This window comes from Flavobacteriaceae bacterium (assembly GCA_014075215.1).
GTDB lineage: Bacteria > Bacteroidota > Bacteroidia > Flavobacteriales > Flavobacteriaceae > Polaribacter.
Window position 1 is genome coordinate 3,442,234 of sequence record CP046177.1, and the last position, 15,931, is coordinate 3,458,164.

General features: G+C 36.1%; 20 protein-coding genes. 2 read left to right on the forward strand and 18 right to left on the reverse strand.

The genetic code is table 11. From position 1 onward, the window contains the following. Positions 1-83 precede the first annotated feature (83 nt). The 6 genes from GKR88_17110 to GKR88_17135 form a co-directional block, all read right to left on the reverse strand. On the reverse strand, positions 84-956 hold the full coding sequence (locus GKR88_17110; protein QMU65825.1) for a tyrosine-type recombinase/integrase: 873 nt from the start codon (positions 954-956) through the stop codon (positions 84-86). Continuing rightward, the gene (locus GKR88_17115) at positions 953-1,546 is read right to left on the reverse strand and encodes a tyrosine-type recombinase/integrase (protein QMU65826.1); all 594 of its coding nucleotides are present in this window, start codon (positions 1,544-1,546) and stop codon (positions 953-955) included. Before GKR88_17115 ends, GKR88_17110 begins: the two co-directional genes overlap by 4 nt. Then, positions 1,501-1,884 (reverse strand): hypothetical protein, encoded by a 384-nt coding sequence (locus tag GKR88_17120; protein ID QMU65827.1) that lies wholly within the window; start codon positions 1,882-1,884, stop codon positions 1,501-1,503. Before GKR88_17120 ends, GKR88_17115 begins: the two co-directional genes overlap by 46 nt. A gap of 110 nt (positions 1,885-1,994) precedes the next feature. Next, a complete protein-coding gene (locus tag GKR88_17125; protein QMU65828.1) occupies positions 1,995-2,648 on the reverse strand; it encodes a winged helix-turn-helix transcriptional regulator in 654 nt (217 codons plus the stop codon). Positions 2,649-2,687: 39 nt separating this feature from the next. Next, on the reverse strand, positions 2,688-3,353 hold the full coding sequence (locus GKR88_17130; protein QMU65829.1) for a hypothetical protein: 666 nt from the start codon (positions 3,351-3,353) through the stop codon (positions 2,688-2,690). Beyond that, positions 3,350-4,678, reverse strand: a complete 1,329-nt coding sequence (locus GKR88_17135) for a toprim domain-containing protein (protein QMU65830.1) — start codon at positions 4,676-4,678, stop codon at positions 3,350-3,352. Before GKR88_17135 ends, GKR88_17130 begins: the two co-directional genes overlap by 4 nt. Before the next feature lie 162 nt (positions 4,679-4,840). Between GKR88_17135 and GKR88_17140 the strand changes: the two genes are divergently transcribed. Then, positions 4,841-5,167, forward strand: a complete 327-nt coding sequence (locus GKR88_17140; GenBank protein QMU65831.1) for a helix-turn-helix domain-containing protein — start codon at positions 4,841-4,843, stop codon at positions 5,165-5,167. Between the two features lie 34 nt (positions 5,168-5,201). Here GKR88_17140 and GKR88_17145 read toward each other — a convergent pair whose 3' ends face one another. The 9 genes from GKR88_17145 to GKR88_17185 form a co-directional block, all read right to left on the reverse strand. Continuing rightward, a complete protein-coding gene (locus GKR88_17145; protein QMU65832.1) occupies positions 5,202-5,657 on the reverse strand; it encodes a hypothetical protein in 456 nt (151 codons plus the stop codon). Next, entirely contained in the window at positions 5,626-6,462 is an 837-nt protein-coding gene (locus GKR88_17150) for a hypothetical protein (GenBank protein ID QMU65833.1), read from the reverse strand. The genes GKR88_17145 and GKR88_17150 overlap by 32 nt, the downstream gene beginning before the upstream one ends. Before the next feature lie 1,254 nt (positions 6,463-7,716). Next, positions 7,717-8,589, reverse strand: coding sequence for a tyrosine-type recombinase/integrase (locus GKR88_17155; protein QMU65834.1), 873 nt, complete (start codon positions 8,587-8,589; stop codon positions 7,717-7,719). Then, positions 8,586-9,179 carry a tyrosine-type recombinase/integrase gene (locus GKR88_17160; GenBank protein QMU65835.1) on the reverse strand — a complete coding sequence of 198 codons (594 nt, stop codon included), beginning with the start codon at positions 9,177-9,179 and terminating at the stop codon, positions 8,586-8,588. Before GKR88_17160 ends, GKR88_17155 begins: the two co-directional genes overlap by 4 nt. Continuing rightward, on the reverse strand, positions 9,134-9,517 hold the full coding sequence (locus tag GKR88_17165; protein ID QMU65836.1) for a hypothetical protein: 384 nt from the start codon (positions 9,515-9,517) through the stop codon (positions 9,134-9,136). The genes GKR88_17160 and GKR88_17165 overlap by 46 nt, the downstream gene beginning before the upstream one ends. A gap of 110 nt (positions 9,518-9,627) precedes the next feature. Continuing rightward, positions 9,628-10,281 (reverse strand): winged helix-turn-helix transcriptional regulator, encoded by a 654-nt coding sequence (locus GKR88_17170; protein ID QMU65837.1) that lies wholly within the window; start codon positions 10,279-10,281, stop codon positions 9,628-9,630. Positions 10,282-10,320: 39 nt separating this feature from the next. After that, positions 10,321-10,986 carry a hypothetical protein gene (locus GKR88_17175; GenBank protein ID QMU65838.1) on the reverse strand — a complete coding sequence of 222 codons (666 nt, stop codon included), beginning with the start codon at positions 10,984-10,986 and terminating at the stop codon, positions 10,321-10,323. Continuing rightward, on the reverse strand, positions 10,983-12,260 hold the full coding sequence (locus GKR88_17180; GenBank protein QMU65839.1) for a toprim domain-containing protein: 1,278 nt from the start codon (positions 12,258-12,260) through the stop codon (positions 10,983-10,985). The genes GKR88_17175 and GKR88_17180 overlap by 4 nt, the downstream gene beginning before the upstream one ends. Continuing rightward, complete coding sequence (locus GKR88_17185; protein QMU65840.1) at positions 12,257-12,511, reverse strand: type I addiction module toxin, SymE family; 255 nt, start codon at positions 12,509-12,511, stop codon at positions 12,257-12,259. Before GKR88_17185 ends, GKR88_17180 begins: the two co-directional genes overlap by 4 nt. Before the next feature lie 152 nt (positions 12,512-12,663). Here GKR88_17185 and GKR88_17190 point away from each other — a divergent pair, with 152 nt between their 5' ends. Further along, entirely contained in the window at positions 12,664-13,029 is a 366-nt protein-coding gene (locus GKR88_17190; GenBank protein ID QMU65841.1) for a helix-turn-helix domain-containing protein, read from the forward strand. Between the two features lie 56 nt (positions 13,030-13,085). Here the strand turns inward: GKR88_17190 and GKR88_17195 are convergent, their stop codons facing one another. From GKR88_17195 to GKR88_17205, 3 genes are all read right to left on the reverse strand, one after another. Beyond that, the gene (locus GKR88_17195) at positions 13,086-13,364 is read right to left on the reverse strand and encodes a hypothetical protein (protein ID QMU65842.1); all 279 of its coding nucleotides are present in this window, start codon (positions 13,362-13,364) and stop codon (positions 13,086-13,088) included. 117 nt (positions 13,365-13,481) lie between these two features. Beyond that, the gene (locus GKR88_17200; GenBank protein ID QMU65843.1) at positions 13,482-14,456 is read right to left on the reverse strand and encodes a hypothetical protein; all 975 of its coding nucleotides are present in this window, start codon (positions 14,454-14,456) and stop codon (positions 13,482-13,484) included. A 504-nt stretch (positions 14,457-14,960) separates the two neighbouring features. Beyond that, positions 14,961-15,914 (reverse strand): DDE transposase, encoded by a 954-nt coding sequence (locus GKR88_17205; GenBank protein ID QMU65844.1) that lies wholly within the window; start codon positions 15,912-15,914, stop codon positions 14,961-14,963. Positions 15,915-15,931 lie beyond the last annotated feature (17 nt).

The window sequence follows — 15,931 nt, forward strand, 5'->3', positions numbered from 1 at the left end:
GCTGTATCTTTCGGGATGTCGAACCAAAACTTTGAACCGTCTTTTTTGATGATATATGCTTTTCGTGTTTTCATAATTTCCTTTTATTGTAATGGATGCAGTCTTTCAATAGCTGATTTCAGTTCCTCTAATCCTGTTTGTTTGTAGGCTTCTGTGCTTGCTGTTCTTCTGTGTCCTGCAAATTCCTGAACTAGCCGAAGGTCGGCACCCGATTTTAGTAAATGAGCAATTACACTTTGTCTAATCTTTAAAGGAATGAGTTTATTTTGTTTGTCTTTTCCTTTGTTTATCATTCTATTTATTCCGCCTTGCCAAAGTTGTAAACCTTGTTCGTTCATCAAAAAATAATCGGTTCGTTTACTTGGTTTTTGCTTTCTCCAGTAACGTTTCCAGTCTTGTTTTTGGTAGTTATGGAACAGTAATATTTGATTGGGTTTTAGACTTAATTTTCTTCCTTTGTTCTTGGTGTTTCCCTTAATGTTTATCGTTCCATTTTCAAGGTTTATATCGCTTACTTTTAGTTGTGATATTTCCAGAACGGTCAGAGCTTGGTAAATCAAAAGGCTGATGATTATCTTATCTCTTTGTTGATGTTCCCCATTTTTACTTTTCCAGTTGTCGTACAGCTCTTGTAGTATTTCTTTTGGGTAAAGGCTTTCTACTTGGATTTGTCTATTAATTTGGTCTTTTAAATACAGGTATTGGCAAGGATGGTCTTGTCGCTTTCCGGTGGCGACTAAATACCGGTAATATATTTTGATGGCAAACAGGTTGTTCCGAAGTGATTTGGGATGTAAATTTTGTTCTCTTAATAATCCAATATAATCCAGAACGTCCGTGTAATTTGCTTTTTCTACTCTGTTTCCAACTGCCAATAAATACCGATTGATGATATTTTTATAGCTGTTTACAGATGTTTTACTGTATTCGTTTTGTAGATATTGTTCAAGTGTCATTGCATCAAGTTTTCTATTTGTTTTCTGCTGATATGCGTATAAATTTGGGTGGTTTCCAACTGTGAGTGTCCTAAAAATAATCTCACTTGCTCTACTGGTATGCCTTGTTCTAAAAGATGTGTTGCGATTGAGTGCCTTAAATTGTGTATGGTTATTTCTTTGTCTTTTATCTCTTGGTTTTCGGTTCTTTCTACCAATATTTTTAAATGCTTGTTGTACGTTCCTTTCTGCATTCTTCCACCTCTTGAGTGCAACATAAAAGCACTTTCCTTTGGATTGTAATCTCGTCCTTTGGTTAGGCTTTCCCTTTCATTGTAATAGTAATCCGCTAAGTCTTTAACTACTCCGTTTGATAGTGGTACAACTCTTCTTTTATTGCCTTTTCCTTTTGGGATAATGATTATTTTTTCTCGTAGTCTGATGTCCTCAATATTGCAGTTTACAAGCTCTCCAACTCGCAGACCACATCCGTATGCTAAACTTAAAATTGCTCGTTCCTGGGCGGTTTCTGATGCTTTGTAAAGTTGTTTGATTTCTTCCTGGTCTAATACGGTTCTTTCTTCTCTTGCTTTTGGGTATGGGAACTGCAAGGATTGGTTTTTACTTTGCCCTCATTCTGCAACATTATAAAAAGGTCTCGGATAATTCGCATATGGCTATGCGTTGTTTTTTGGCTTAATATTCCGCCTGTTGTCTTGTTGGGTCTTTCGCTGATGTACTGATAGTAATTTGTAATTTCTAAAGCTGTGATTTTGGTAATATTCAATAATCCTTTTTGCTCTAACCAGTTTAAGAACTCACATAAATAATTGTATCTTGATTTGCATCCTTTGGCATTGTAGCCCAATCTTAAAAGGTATCTGTAAAAGCTTTCTGCCAGTTTTTGGTAATCTTCGTTTATGACTATGATGTTTTTCGGTCTGCCCATACACACTTACTTTTTGGAACAAGGAACAATCCACCTAAAACACACCTTTACTTATTGATTAATAGTTATTTGTATTGTTCCATTATTGTTTCCTATTGTTCCCTTTTCCTTTATAGTTCATTTATTTGGTTGGTTAAATCATCCTTTATATTGGCTCTGATTTTTGCGTAATTATCCCAATAATCTACTTTGTAACTTACTCTCCTTAAATTATTTGAGTATTTACTCGTGATATATTCCATTGCTCTTAACCGTCCAATATTTCTACTGCATTGGGCTTTACTGATGTTTAGCTCCTGCCGTATTTCTCTTTGGGTAAAGTCTTGGTTTTGTTCTTTTAAATAGCTTTTTAATCGCTCAAAAAATTGCCTTAAACTTCCGTCCAGCTCGTCCACTTTTAAAACGATACTTTCAAAAAGGATATCACAAGCCGTTTGTAAATCTGCTTTTTCCGTTATTAACCTGCCTTGTTTGTCTCGCTTTCTTTGGTACTGGTTGAGTAATGTTATTTGCCGTACAAAACTTTGGTAGAGTTCGTTTAATCGTCTTATTTTATGTGCCGTTTCGGGTAGTTTTATTTTGGTGGCATACGGATTGACTACATCATACGGCTGTAATAATCGGATGCAATTTTGGGTAAATGCAACTATCTTTTTAGCTTCTTCTTTATCTATAATTCCCGATGCTTTTTGGTTTTGGTACTGGATTACTTTTAAGGTCTGTTCTCGGCTTTCATCTACTGCGATTAAAAAACTCCTGCTGATATTATCCTCATAGGTTTCGCCTTTGGTGGTACACGATAGCTAAGCTATTGGACCTCTTACAATACGTTCGCCTCCTGTAATGCTTCCGTTTTTATCTTTTAAACTGGTGGATGTCCTTAGTATTTCATTGCTCTGTAATTCCCTTACTGCCAGTTGTGAATCTTCTTTTAAGCCGTCTAAATCTTCAAAACATACGAGCTTGTTTACAAAAAAATATTCGTCTTGATTGTAAAAACTGTTGTCCGTTACTCTGGTGTATTTCTTTACATCTTCCGTTGGCATTAAATCGCTGATGATTTTGAGTAGTCGTGTCTTTCCACTTCCCGAACTGCCTTGTATTAAAGCGTGTAAGGTGTCAGGCATTTTGTAACTTGATACAATCACGAACAATAATATTCGGTTGTTTTCTTCTCCAACGATACCGCATTTCCCGATGAGCTTATTGAACTTTTGGATTAGGTTTTCAGATTTTAGGAACTCGATACATTTTGTTGCCGAAGCTGTGGGAACTTCTATTTTATTACTGCTATGGCTTTGCTTTTGGTGGATTTTCTTTTCTCGGTAAAACTCCAGTAATTCGGTAAGCTGTGATAAATCCTTTTCGATTAAGTCCTTTCTAAGCCCTAATTTTTCAGCTACTGTTTTGCAGGTTTTTTCCACTTGATTAAACTCGTACAAGTCTAGTTTTAAAGTTATTCGGTTCATTTCATTTCGATTTGTAGGGTTATCTTTAAGCTGTCCATTTGATTGATGTTAAAGCCTTTTATTTGGTACTTGGCTTCATTGCCTTGGTATTTCAAGTTGTAAGGGTTGTTGGTATCAAGCCCTGTTTGCTTTGGCTGTTTTCCTTGGCTTTCTTGAACCAGTCTTTTTACTGCTTGGTTTTGTTCTTCTTCAGTAGGGATAAATAATTTAGGTGTAGGATATTGCTCTTTTTTCTTTTCAATTGATTTTTCATTTGAAAATAAAAAATCGTATTCCTTTCGAGTGTTTACCAAGTGATTTAAAATATCTCCGCTATGTCCTTGCAATAGGCTGTTTACATCTTCATTTTCGGGAACTTGTACGTTTGATATGGTAATGCTTGGATAATCTGCTTTGAGCATTGGTGCATACTTTTCTACTGCTTTTGTTCCTGCTTGGTCGCCATTTAAAAAGAAGATGATTTCCTGTAATTCCTTTAGTTCTGCTATGGCTTTGGTGTGTTCCTCTCTTAGTCCGTTTGTGCCAAAAAGTGATAGTACTTCATAATGAGTTTTGATTTTATCCTGTTCTAAAAGCGTAGCGGTATCGATGATGCTTTCCGTTAAAATCAGTCGTCTTGTGGTGGGTTTTGGGTAGTTGGGATATAAACCTTGTCTTTCTCTTAAATAAAAGTGCCGTTGCTTTTTCTCGGATAGTGCACTTCTAAAATAGAGTGATACGATTTGATTTTGTTTGTTCTTTAATGCGAACACAATACCCCATTTTCCAAAAGGTTTGTAAGCTGGGTTTCCTGTTCTTCCTTTTGTTCCCAAGTCCAGTAATAAACCGTATTTGATACAGCTTTTTATCAGTGCTTCATCCTTTCTTGTGCCGTGATGGAACTGACCAGAGTTGTAACCAACTTCCGTTTTTGTAAAATCCAAACACCTACTTTCTATATATTCCCTTGCTGGTTTTGAGTTGTGTATCGCATTCTTGAAGTAGGTAAACATTTTCGTGAGTACTGTTATTCGGGTTAGTTCTGCCGTTGGTTGCTTATGGGTTTCTGTATTTCCACTAATTAAAGATTGAGCTTTTAGTATGGCTTCCCTTTTGGTTAGACTTTCTTTGTGCATTATAAAATCAATGACATCTAAACTTTTTCCGTGGGTTTTGCAGTTGCTACTAAAACAATACGCAGTATGCGTTTTGTAATACACTTGCAGGCTTGGGGTTTTGTCGTTATGGAACGGACAGTTTAAACGAAGCTGTTTATCGGGTTTTAAATGGTAGTAGTGCAGTACCGTTGCTAATGTGAGCTTGTTTTTGATTTCCGTTATTTCCATTGAGAAAAAAGTTTAAAAATAATTTTGACAACTGTTTAGGTGCAAAGATACCCTTTTAGTTTTATTTTACAAACTTTTCTGTTTTTGAATAACTGATTTAGTTTCTATATCTTTGTGTTTTAGTAATAGAATAGGTTTTAAACCCTTATACAGTTTCTTTTTATGGATTTTGGAAGTATAGTAGTAGAGCTTAGAAAAAAGCAAGGCATTTCTCAAACAGACTTAGCCAGTCAGTTGGGTATTCATAAAAATGTACTCGGAAGATACGAACGTAACGAAGTGTTGCCCTCTGTTGAGATTGCTCGTAAAATTGCGGATTTACTGGATGTAAGCCTTGATTATCTTACAGGAAAGGCAGACGTACAAATGGATAAAACCACTCGGGAACGCATTTTGGAAGTCTCTAAATTTACCGAGGATGATAAACTACATATTTTTTCTGTCATTGATGCGTTTATCGCTAAAAGGAAAATACAGAGTATTTTGTAAATGAAAAAAGCCACTCAATGAGTGACTTTTTAAATTATTTGAGCTTATAAAATCGGACTATATTATCATCTTCATTTATTAAGTAATCTCCAATAGCAGTTACATCTATTCTATCATTTTCATCCTTTGTTATGACCCCATCCGAATAGCTTAACTTTTGATGAAACGGAAGCCCGTAATATTCCAATAAACTTATGTCTTCAATTAGCTTTGACCTGTCATAATTTAAATTCCCTTCTGACTTATAAATTTCAAGTTCTTGGATGTCTCCGTTTGTGTCGTAAATAGCTTTGCTTCTCAATAAGTACTCCACATTCCCAAGTTTGAGAATTGACTCATCAGAATAATTGTAATCATCACTCTCGATTTCTATTCCAGTCAATATCTCCACAACTGTTGTTTTGTTTTGAACCTTACAGCTTGTAGAAATAAGTATTGCAACAAAAAAGAACAACACTTTAGTTAATTTTTTTGGTCGTTGGAAATTCATTGCCTTCTCTTTTTTCAATTACTACTCTTATATGTCCTGGATTCGTTTGACTCTTATTGGCTTGACCTTGGATAGTATTCAAAATATTATTTGAGTACGTATTAGACTGATTAGAGCTTGAGTTACCTGGGTTACAAACTCCAAAACAACCTTCCGAAGCTGCAACTCTATTCTTTCCATTTTTGTCATAATTTCCACCTACGTGTATCATAACACCAGCAGCTACATCTGCCTTATTTCTATACCCCATATTTACAGATGTTTGGTTTGGTTCTGCGTGAACCACCTCTGAACCGTATTGGGTAAGTTTTAAAGCTTCTGTTCCATTACCTTGTGGATATCCATTCGGCATCACTTTACCCGTGAAATGATTTACGTCTCCGTCTTTAGGTTCAAATGCTACATTAGAAGCTGTTGAATTTCCTTGCTCTACTGTCCAAGCATCCCTTGTAATTGAAAATTCCATCTTAAAATTAGCGTCTTCTGTGTCTGTAACTACAACTTTATATAAATCTGCCTGAGTTGTCGCTCCACCACTATAACCTAATACTCTTTGTTCTGCGGTTTGACCAGTTTTTTGTTTCGTTATGGTAACAATTGGGTAATCTAATGCCCCATCTGGGTCAATACGATTAATTGGGTTGTTCTGTACAAAATTATATGGTGATACCCAACTTCTCTCCTCCGCTAATGGGTCAACACTTAAAAACCTCTGTGCGTTATTTTTATCAAAACTAAGGTTTCTATACACGACTTTTAAGCCTGTAAATTCATTTTGTAATATGTCCAGTTTGATACAACCCATTGATTTACAAAGATACTTTTTTTCTTTCAACTGACCTTTTTTTCAATTGAAGAAGTAAAGCAAACAGGGGATCAAGCAAAAAAGTTGTGGGGAAGACTTGAATAAAAATTTTATCATTTCAGATTTTTTTTAAATGAATATCCATTAAATAACTGTTTATTAAGTTTTTAAACTCTATTGAATGATGCTTTTGCGATTGACTCAACTTAAATGTTTTCAATAATATCTTTAAAATCCCACAAGTTTTCGGATTGATCCCAAACAGGCTCCCATCCCAAGGCTCACGCACTGCCCATAATTCTGTATATACGTCATTTAAAAACGAACGCATATACACGCTTCCATTATGGGCAATGCTCCCGAACCATTCCAACCTGTTTGCTTTACTTCCAAACTCATTTATTTTCAGTTGAAAGAAAAAAACACATCAGATTTAAGGCTCGATTTTTTGTAATTATTGCCTTTCCCAAAGCTTCATTTTTTACTATAAATTTTCTTGGCAATGATTATAAAAAATGAGCAAACAACCGCAGGGCGTTAGTTTTCAATAAAAATTTGCGAAGCTCCTTACTGCCAGTCGGCTCTACCATTGTCTGACCGCAGGAAGTGGTATGAAAAAACTTAAAACCAAAATCCCCCAAAACAAAAGGATACCTTATTTCGGGTGGGAAGCGTTGGAAAAAGTTATTACAGGCTGGTTTACTGTGGATATTTGGGCTTGTTCCCTTGAACATAAAATGAATTATAGGACAAAAACAATACCTTTTAAAATTAATCAACTCATTGTTTTTGTACTATAATGGAAGCGATTTTATGTTAAATAGCTTACCCCATTTTTTTCTGGCATAAGCCGAAGTGGTGGTGGCGGTTGGAACGTAGGCGACTTTTTGTTTTGTTTTTTTGCGTTGGCAACAGCTCTTTTATTTTTTCATTTGACCTTTAAAATCAATAGTATTTCAATTGAAAAATAAATGTGCTGTGGTGCGGTTGGCAAAAACAACACAAAAAGTATGACAGAAAAAAATAGGGGCACAGTAAACTTGTTTGTAATAGCTTTTGCGTTGGCGGGTGGGTCATTATCTCATCCTTTTGTTTTGGGGGATTTTGGTTTTACCGCTTCTTTTTCTCTTGGTCTTTCTTAAACATCTTCTGTAATTTCAATACCTTTTCCGCTGTATCTTTCGGGATGTCGAACCAAAACTTTGAACCGTCTTTTTTGATGATATATGCTTTTCGTGTTTTCATAATTTCCTTTTATTGTAATGGATGCAGTCTTTCAATAGCTGATTTCAGTTCCTCTAATCCTGTTTGTTTGTAGGCTTCTGTGCTTGCTGTTCTTCTGTGTCCTGCAAATTCCTGAACTAGCCGAAGGTCGGCACCCGATTTTAGTAAATGAGCAATTACACTTTGTCTAATCTTTAAAGGAATGAGTTTATTTTGTTTGTCTTTTCCTTTGTTTATCATTCTATTTATTCCGCCTTGCCAAAGTTGTAAACCTTGTTCGTTCATCAAAAAATAATCGGTTCGTTTACTTGGTTTTTGCTTTCTCCAGTAACGTTTCCAGTCTTGTTTTTGGTAGTTATGGAACAGTAATATTTGATTGGGTTTTAGACTTAATTTTCTTCCTTTGTTCTTGGTGTTTCCCTTAATGTTTATCGTTCCATTTTCAAGGTTTATATCGCTTACTTTTAGTTGTGATATTTCCAGAACGGTCAGAGCTTGGTAAATCAAAAGGCTGATGATTATCTTATCTCTTTGTTGATGTTCCCCATTTTTACTTTTCCAGTTGTCGTACAGCTCTTGTAGTATTTCTTTTGGGTAAAGGCTTTCTACTTGGATTTGTCTATTAATTTGGTCTTTTAAATACAGGTATTGGCAAGGATGGTCTTGTCGCTTTCCGGTGGCGACTAAATACCGGTAATATATTTTGATGGCAAACAGGTTGTTCCGAAGTGATTTGGGATGTAAATTTTGTTCTCTTAATAATCCAATATAATCCAGAACGTCCGTGTAATTTGCTTTTTCTACTCTGTTTCCAACTGCCAATAAATACCGATTGATGATATTTTTATAGCTGTTTACAGATGTTTTACTGTATTCGTTTTGTAGATATTGTTCAAGTGTCATTGCATCAAGTTTTCTATTTGTTTTCTGCTGATATGCGTATAAATTTGGGTGGTTTCCAACTGTGAGTGTCCTAAAAATAATCTCACTTGCTCTACTGGTATGCCTTGTTCTAAAAGATGTGTTGCGATTGAGTGCCTTAAATTGTGTATGGTTATTTCTTTGTCTTTTATCTCTTGGTTTTCGGTTCTTTCTACCAATATTTTTAAATGCTTGTTGTACGTTCCTTTCTGCATTCTTCCACCTCTTGAGTGCAACATAAAAGCACTTTCCTTTGGATTGTAATCTCGTCCTTTGGTTAGGCTTTCCCTTTCATTGTAATAGTAATCCGCTAAGTCTTTGACTACTCCGTTTGATAGTGGCACAACTCTTCTTTTATTGCCTTTTCCTTTTGGGATAATGATTATTTTTTCTCGTAGTCTGATGTCCTCAATATTGCAGTTTACAAGCTCTCCAACTCGCAGACCACATCCGTATGCTAAACTTAAAATTGCTCGTTCCTGGGCGGTTTCTGATGCTTTGTAAAGTTGTTTGATTTCTTCCTGGTCTAATACGGTTCTTTCTTCTCTTGCTTTTGGGTATGGGAACTGCAAGGATTGGTTTTTACTTTGCCCTCATTCTGCAACATTATAAAAAGGTCTCGGATAATTCGCATATGGCTATGCGTTGTTTTTTGGCTTAATATTCCGCCTGTTGTCTTGTTGGGTCTTTCGCTGATGTACTGATAGTAATTTGTAATTTCTAAAGCTGTGATTTTGGTAATATTCAATAATCCTTTTTGCTCTAACCAGTTTAAGAACTCACATAAATAATTGTATCTTGATTTGCATCCTTTGGCATTGTAGCCCAATCTTAAAAGGTATCTGTAAAAGCTTTCTGCCAGTTTTTGGTAATCTTCGTTTATGACTATGATGTTTTTCGGTCTGCCCATACACACTTACTTTTTGGAACAAGGAACAATCCACCTAAAACACACCTTTACTTATTGATTAATAGTTATTTGTATTGTTCCATTATTGTTTCCTATTGTTCCCTTTTCCTTTATAGTTCATTTATTTGGTTGGTTAAATCATCCTTTATATTGGCTCTGATTTTTGCGTAATTATCCCAATAATCTACTTTGTAACTTACTCTCCTTAAATTATTTGAGTATTTACTCGTGATATATTCCATTGCTCTTAACCGTCCAATATTTCTACTGCATTGGGCTTTACTGATGTTTAGCTCCTGCCGTATTTCTCTTTGGGTAAAGTCTTGGTTTTGTTCTTTTAAATAGCTTTTTAATCGCTCAAAAAATTGCCTTAAACTTCCGTCCAGCTCGTCCACTTTTAAAACGATACTTTCAAAAAGGATATCACAAGCCGTTTGTAAATCTGCTTTTTCCGTTATTAACCTGCCTTGTTTGTCTCGCTTTCTTTGGTACTGGTTGAGTAATGTTATTTGCCGTACAAAACTTTGGTAGAGTTCGTTTAATCGTCTTATTTTATGTGCCGTTTCGGGTAGTTTTATTTTGGTGGCATACGGATTGACTACATCATACGGCTGTAATAATCGGATGCAATTTTGGGTAAATGCAACTATCTTTTTAGCTTCTTCTTTATCTATAATTCCCGATGCTTTTTGGTTTTGGTACTGGATTACTTTTAAGGTCTGTTCTCGGCTTTCATCTACTGCGATTAAAAAACTCCTGCTGATATTATCCTCATAGGTTTCGCCTTTGGTGGTACACGATAGCTAAGCTATTGGACCTCTTACAATACGTTCGCCTCCTGTAATGCTTCCGTTTTTATCTTTTAAACTGGTGGATGTCCTTAGTATTTCATTGCTCTGTAATTCCCTTACTGCCAGTTGTGAATCTTCTTTTAAGCCGTCTAAATCTTCAAAACATACGAGCTTGTTTACAAAAAAATATTCGTCCTGATTGTAAAAACTGTTGTCGGTTACACGGGTGTATTTCTTCACATCTTCTGCCGGCATTAAATCGCTGATAATCTTTAACAGCCTTGTTTTTCCGCTTCCCGAACTGCCTTGTATCAGAGCGTGTAAGGTGTCAGGCATTTTGTAACTGCTGGCAATCACGAACAATAAAATACGGTTGGTTTCTTCTCCGATTATTCCCGATTTTCCAATGAGCTTGTTAAACTTATGGGTCAGGTTTTCTCCCTTCAGGAACTCAATACATTTTGTAGCTGAAGCTGTCGGAACTGTAACCGCCTTTTTATTATCGCCTTGTTTTTGGTCAAGCTGCTTATCTCGATAGAACTCTAATAAATGGGTAAGCTGTGATAAATCCTGCTCGATTAAGTCCTTTCTAAGCCCTAACTTTTCAGCTACTGTTTTACTGACCTTTTCAACCTGGTTAAATTCGTACAGGTCTAATTTTAGCGTAATCGTGTTCATTTGATTTGTATTTGTAAGGTGATTTTTAAGCTGTCCAGTTGGTTGATATTGAAGCCTTTTATTTGGTAGTTGGCTTCATTGCCCTGGTATTTCAAGTTGTAAGGATTGTTGGTATCTAAGCCTGTTTGTTCTTCCTGTATTGGCTTTGGCTCTTGGACTGCTCTGGCTTGTTTAGCTTCTTTTTTTTCAACTGAAAATAAAAAGCTGTATTCCTTTCGGGTCTCGATTAGATGGGTCAATATTTCGGAGCTATGTCCTTGTAACAAGCTGTTTACATCTTCATTTTCGGGTACTTCTACATTACTAATCGTAACATTTGGATATTCCCCTTTCAGCATTGGGGCGTATTTCTCAACTGCTTTTATCCCTGCTGCATCTCCGTTTAAAAAGAAGATAATTTCTTCCAACTCTCGCAGATCCTTGATTGCGTTTTGATGTTCCCCTGTTAATCCATTCGTGCCGAACAATGCCAATACTTCATAGTTGCTCTTGATTTCCTCCTGTTCTAAAAGTGTGGCTGCATCAATGATGCTTTCGGTTAAGATTAGTCTTTTGGTTTCCTTGCTTGGGTATTTCGGATAAAGTCCTTGCCTGTCCCGTAGGTAAAAATGCCGTTGCTTCTTATCTGATAAAGTGCTTCTAAAATAGAGTGATACAATTTGATGCTGCTTGTTCTTCAATGCGAACACTAAGCCCCATTTACCAAAGGGTTTGTACGCTGGATTTCCTGTTCTGCTCTTTGTCCCCAAGTCCAAGAGTAAACCATATTTGATACAGCTATTTATGAGAGCTTCATCCTTTCTTGTGCCGTGGTGGAACTGCCCACTATTGTAGCCTACTTCTGTTTTGGTAAAGTCTAACCCTCTTTGTTGTAAATATTCCTGTGCTGGCTTGCTGTTGTGGATGGCATTCTTGAAGTAGGTAAACATCTTGGTAATTACTGCTTCCCGATGGCTATCGGGACTGGTCAGTTCGCTTGTTGGCTTATGATTTCCTGAACTTCCGTTTATCATTTCTTGGCATTTTAATATCGCTTCTCTTTTGGTGCAGTTTTCTTTGTGTAGGATAAAATCTATCACGTCCAAGCTCTTGCCGTGGGTTTTGCAATTGCTACTAAAACAATACGCTGTATGCGTTTTGTAATACACTTGCATACTTGGTGTTTTATCGTTGTGGAACGGACAGTTCAACTGTAATTGCTTGTTGGGTTTTAAATGATAATAGTGTAGCACTTGTGCTAAGGTGAGCTGCTGTTTTATTTCTTGGATGGTCATTGGCTCAACTTTTTAAGGGTTTGTTTTACTTCTTTCAAGGCTGATTTATAATCTTTTTTCTCTTGGTCTTCCGCTTCCATTGGCTCTATGATTAATAGCTTATCTCGCATTGTAATGTTGACCAAATCACCAATCTTAAATCCAAGCTGCTCTATCCATACTCCTGCCAAACGTAACTCTGGCACTTCTTTGCTACTTGCCGACCTGTTGAGTCCGTACACTTTCAGTTGTCTCGATGCTTGTTTTCCCATTCCTGATTATTTTTTGCCTTATGTGTTAATTAGACAAAACTACATATTATTACCTAATTAAGCAACTTTTAATCCTCATCATAGCTAAATAATTGCCTAAAACGTTATAATTAGATACCTTTGTTGCTATTAATGGTAATAAATCAAACGTAATGGACATAGGAAAGCGGATAAAGAGTATCAGAGAAGCCAAAGGAATGACAGCTAAAGAAGTGATTTCTTCTGTAGGGATGGGCGCACCGATGTACAGCCGTATTGAAAATGGTGTTAATGAACCTTCTCTTACTACTTTAGAAAAGATTGCCAAAGCTCTTGGGGTAAAGCTTTCCGATATTTTTGATACCGATGATAAGCTGGCAGATGTAAATTCTTACGATGCTTCCCTGATGGAAAAAATCAAACTGGTGGAGACGCTAAATGAGGAAGAAAAGAAAATGGTCTTTTCCTTTGTAGATGCCCTTGTCGGTAAGAAAAAATTGAAAGATGCCCTTTCAGGTGTACTTAACGATGCTAAATGAAAAAGCCCTGCATTGCTGCAAGGCTTCTGTAAGCAATTAACTTTTAATTCGGTTTTTTACTTGAATATCAACTTGATTGACTGAAAGAAAAACAGGAATAAGAATAAGATACCGGTAATTCCATTATACACTCCATTCATTAAGCTTGCCTGAGAGGCAAGATAAGTATAAGCAAAATATTCTGCCACCAATACTGCTCCTATAATCAGCATAAAGTAACGTTCATTACTCACCTTAAACGAAAAGTAAAGAGGAGCAGAAAACACCAAAATACTAACTATTGGCAAAAATAAAATCAACCACAAGTAGTAAAACCAATCTTCTCCATTTTTCAATGTATCAACTTTCAATAATTGGTAGTTGCCATTTTTGAACATCAGAAATACATAAAAAGCGATATACTTTACAAACAAGTAAAGCAAGATATTTATAAAGGAAGGTTTTGCCATAACTTATTTTTTATATCGATTGTAAAAATTAGGAGCTGGTCTACGTTTAATAGTCTCTGTAGTAAAGCTTCCGCCCCTTCCATTATCTCCTATGACTGTTCTCGTATCTCTTCCGTGAGTAGCTCTAAATGAGGGTTGATTATATTGAAAAAGTTGTGTTCCATTTACACCAAGAGTAGCCGATGGGAAAACATCTGTACCCGCTGAAATCGACAACTGACTGCCTGACGTACTAATATTCAGCTTTTGTGCAACATTTACAATATCAAAACCCATCAAGTTTAACCCAAATCCTTCAATTGGAGATACACTTGCGTGTTGTTCAAAATTCAAACTAAAATTAGATAGGGTTCCATTCGCATTCGTAGATTGACTGGTTGTAAATTGGTTTTGGTTATCTCCAAGTCCTGGAAAATAATCCCTTGCCGTTCCAATAGGTGTTGTACCAACTTGTATATCTTTTGCAGCTGAAATCCCTGTTAATTGACCACTACTATTTTCACTTGCTGAAAGAGTTATAGTTGAAGTTAGTTTATCCCCAACTGGTGCGCTTCCACCTGGTCCATCCCACAAACCACCATCAATGTTACTGTTAAAAGTGAACGTAAGGTCTTTCCCTAAATAAGTTTCTCCTGCTTGAGTAATAGCTTGTGAGTTCGCATTATCATCCCAATATATTTCATTCTCACCATTTAAAACCCAGTCTAAAGCACCATCAGGGTCAATGCGATTAATAGGATTGTTCTGTACAAAATTATAGGGTGATACCCATGTACGTTGATCTGCTAAAGGGTCAACATTCATAAACCTACCTAAACTAGCATCATAATTTCTTGCTCCGTAATCGTGCCAATCTAAACCAAGCTCTTCGCTTAATTCTTTTCCATTATACCCAAACTTCTGCGCGGTACTATTTCCTAGGGAGTTAACGACATTATTATACCCTTTTTGTTGCAGACCAAAGGGATAGACGTTTATGCGTTTTTTTTAATAATAGCCCATTTTTTATCGCTTATACCTGACAAAAACAGATTTTTTTAAGAACGTCCTCACTTCATGACCATTGTAAATATATGATTTTATGATTAAATCCGCACTCCAAAAACCCAGTATTTTCGTTCCTCAAAACCCCTGTGTTTTTTCCGTTTCCTTTCCCTCGATATTTGTACATAATTGGCATTATAATACAAATTCAGGAGTTTACTATTTGATCGGTTCTTCGCTTGTAAGTTATAATGTAAATTATGTAAAATACTCCAGGCTCATAGCTACCTGAGCGCACAGTGGAACTAAGATTGATGATAATAGCTTTGATTTTTAAGTAAAAAAGTCGTATTTTAGCTACGACGTCTTAGAGGACTAAAATCGTTTGCTAAGTAAGAAGTTATCTTTTAATTAGGTAGCTTCTTTTTTTATGCTCTTTGTGAAGACTAGTGCCCTTCGGTTGCTTCATTTTAATAGGATCAAGACTAATTGTTGTGTTTATGCAAAAATTGTAGTTAATCTATAGAGGAAGAATTCTGTGTTTTTGACCCCTCTAAATTGTAATCTAAAGGCTTTGATTTTGGCATTGAAAGATTCTGCCGCTGCATTAGTACTTCTATTAATGAAGTAATTCAATATTGATCTATAGTTAAGCCTGATAGAGTTTGCTATGGTATTAAAAGCCTTGTATGCTGTTTGTTCTACATCTTTATACCAATGCGCTAGTTTTGTATAAGCGACTTGTATTGAGTTTGCTGTGTTGAAGATATTTCTAAGTCCTTGTACGAGCTTAAAAGCTGTTTTGATATCAGGATATCTTTTAAAGAGGATGTTAGCTCTTACTCTTTGATCTTCTGTCCAATTACTTGGTGCTTTGTAGAGTAAGTATCTGCTTCTAGCCAAGAGTTGCTTTATGGTATCTCCATTTTCTAATATTTCAGGGTAATATTCTTTGTTATTGGTTTTGGCAAGTTTGATCCGTTCATTTTCTGTATCTATGGCTTCCCATCGATGTTTGATCCTAATTTCTTGAAGTGCTTCTAGAGCTAGTTTCTGTACATGGAATCTATCGGTTACTTGTATGGCTTTGGGGAAACACCGTTTGGCAATCAGCTTCATGGAGTTCGCCATATCTAGGGTAATTTCTCTGACCTTGTTTCTTTTCGCAGATGAGATTTTAAATAGGTGTTTGATAATAGGTTCTGCTTTGGTAGTAGCTATGATCGCCACAATACTTCCTTTCTTTCCTTTAGCTTTTTTATTGGTAACGATGGTGTAGAGTTCTCCTTTTGATAAGGCTACTTCGTCGATAGATAATCGAGTTCCTATATTCTCAGGGAAGATCAACCACTCTTTGGCATGAGACTTTTCCTTCCACTGTTTAAACTCACTCAAATAATCTCGATACTGCCTTTGGAACTTCTTCCCATTCACGCCATAGATTCTTGCAATGGTTTTGCAATCACTCT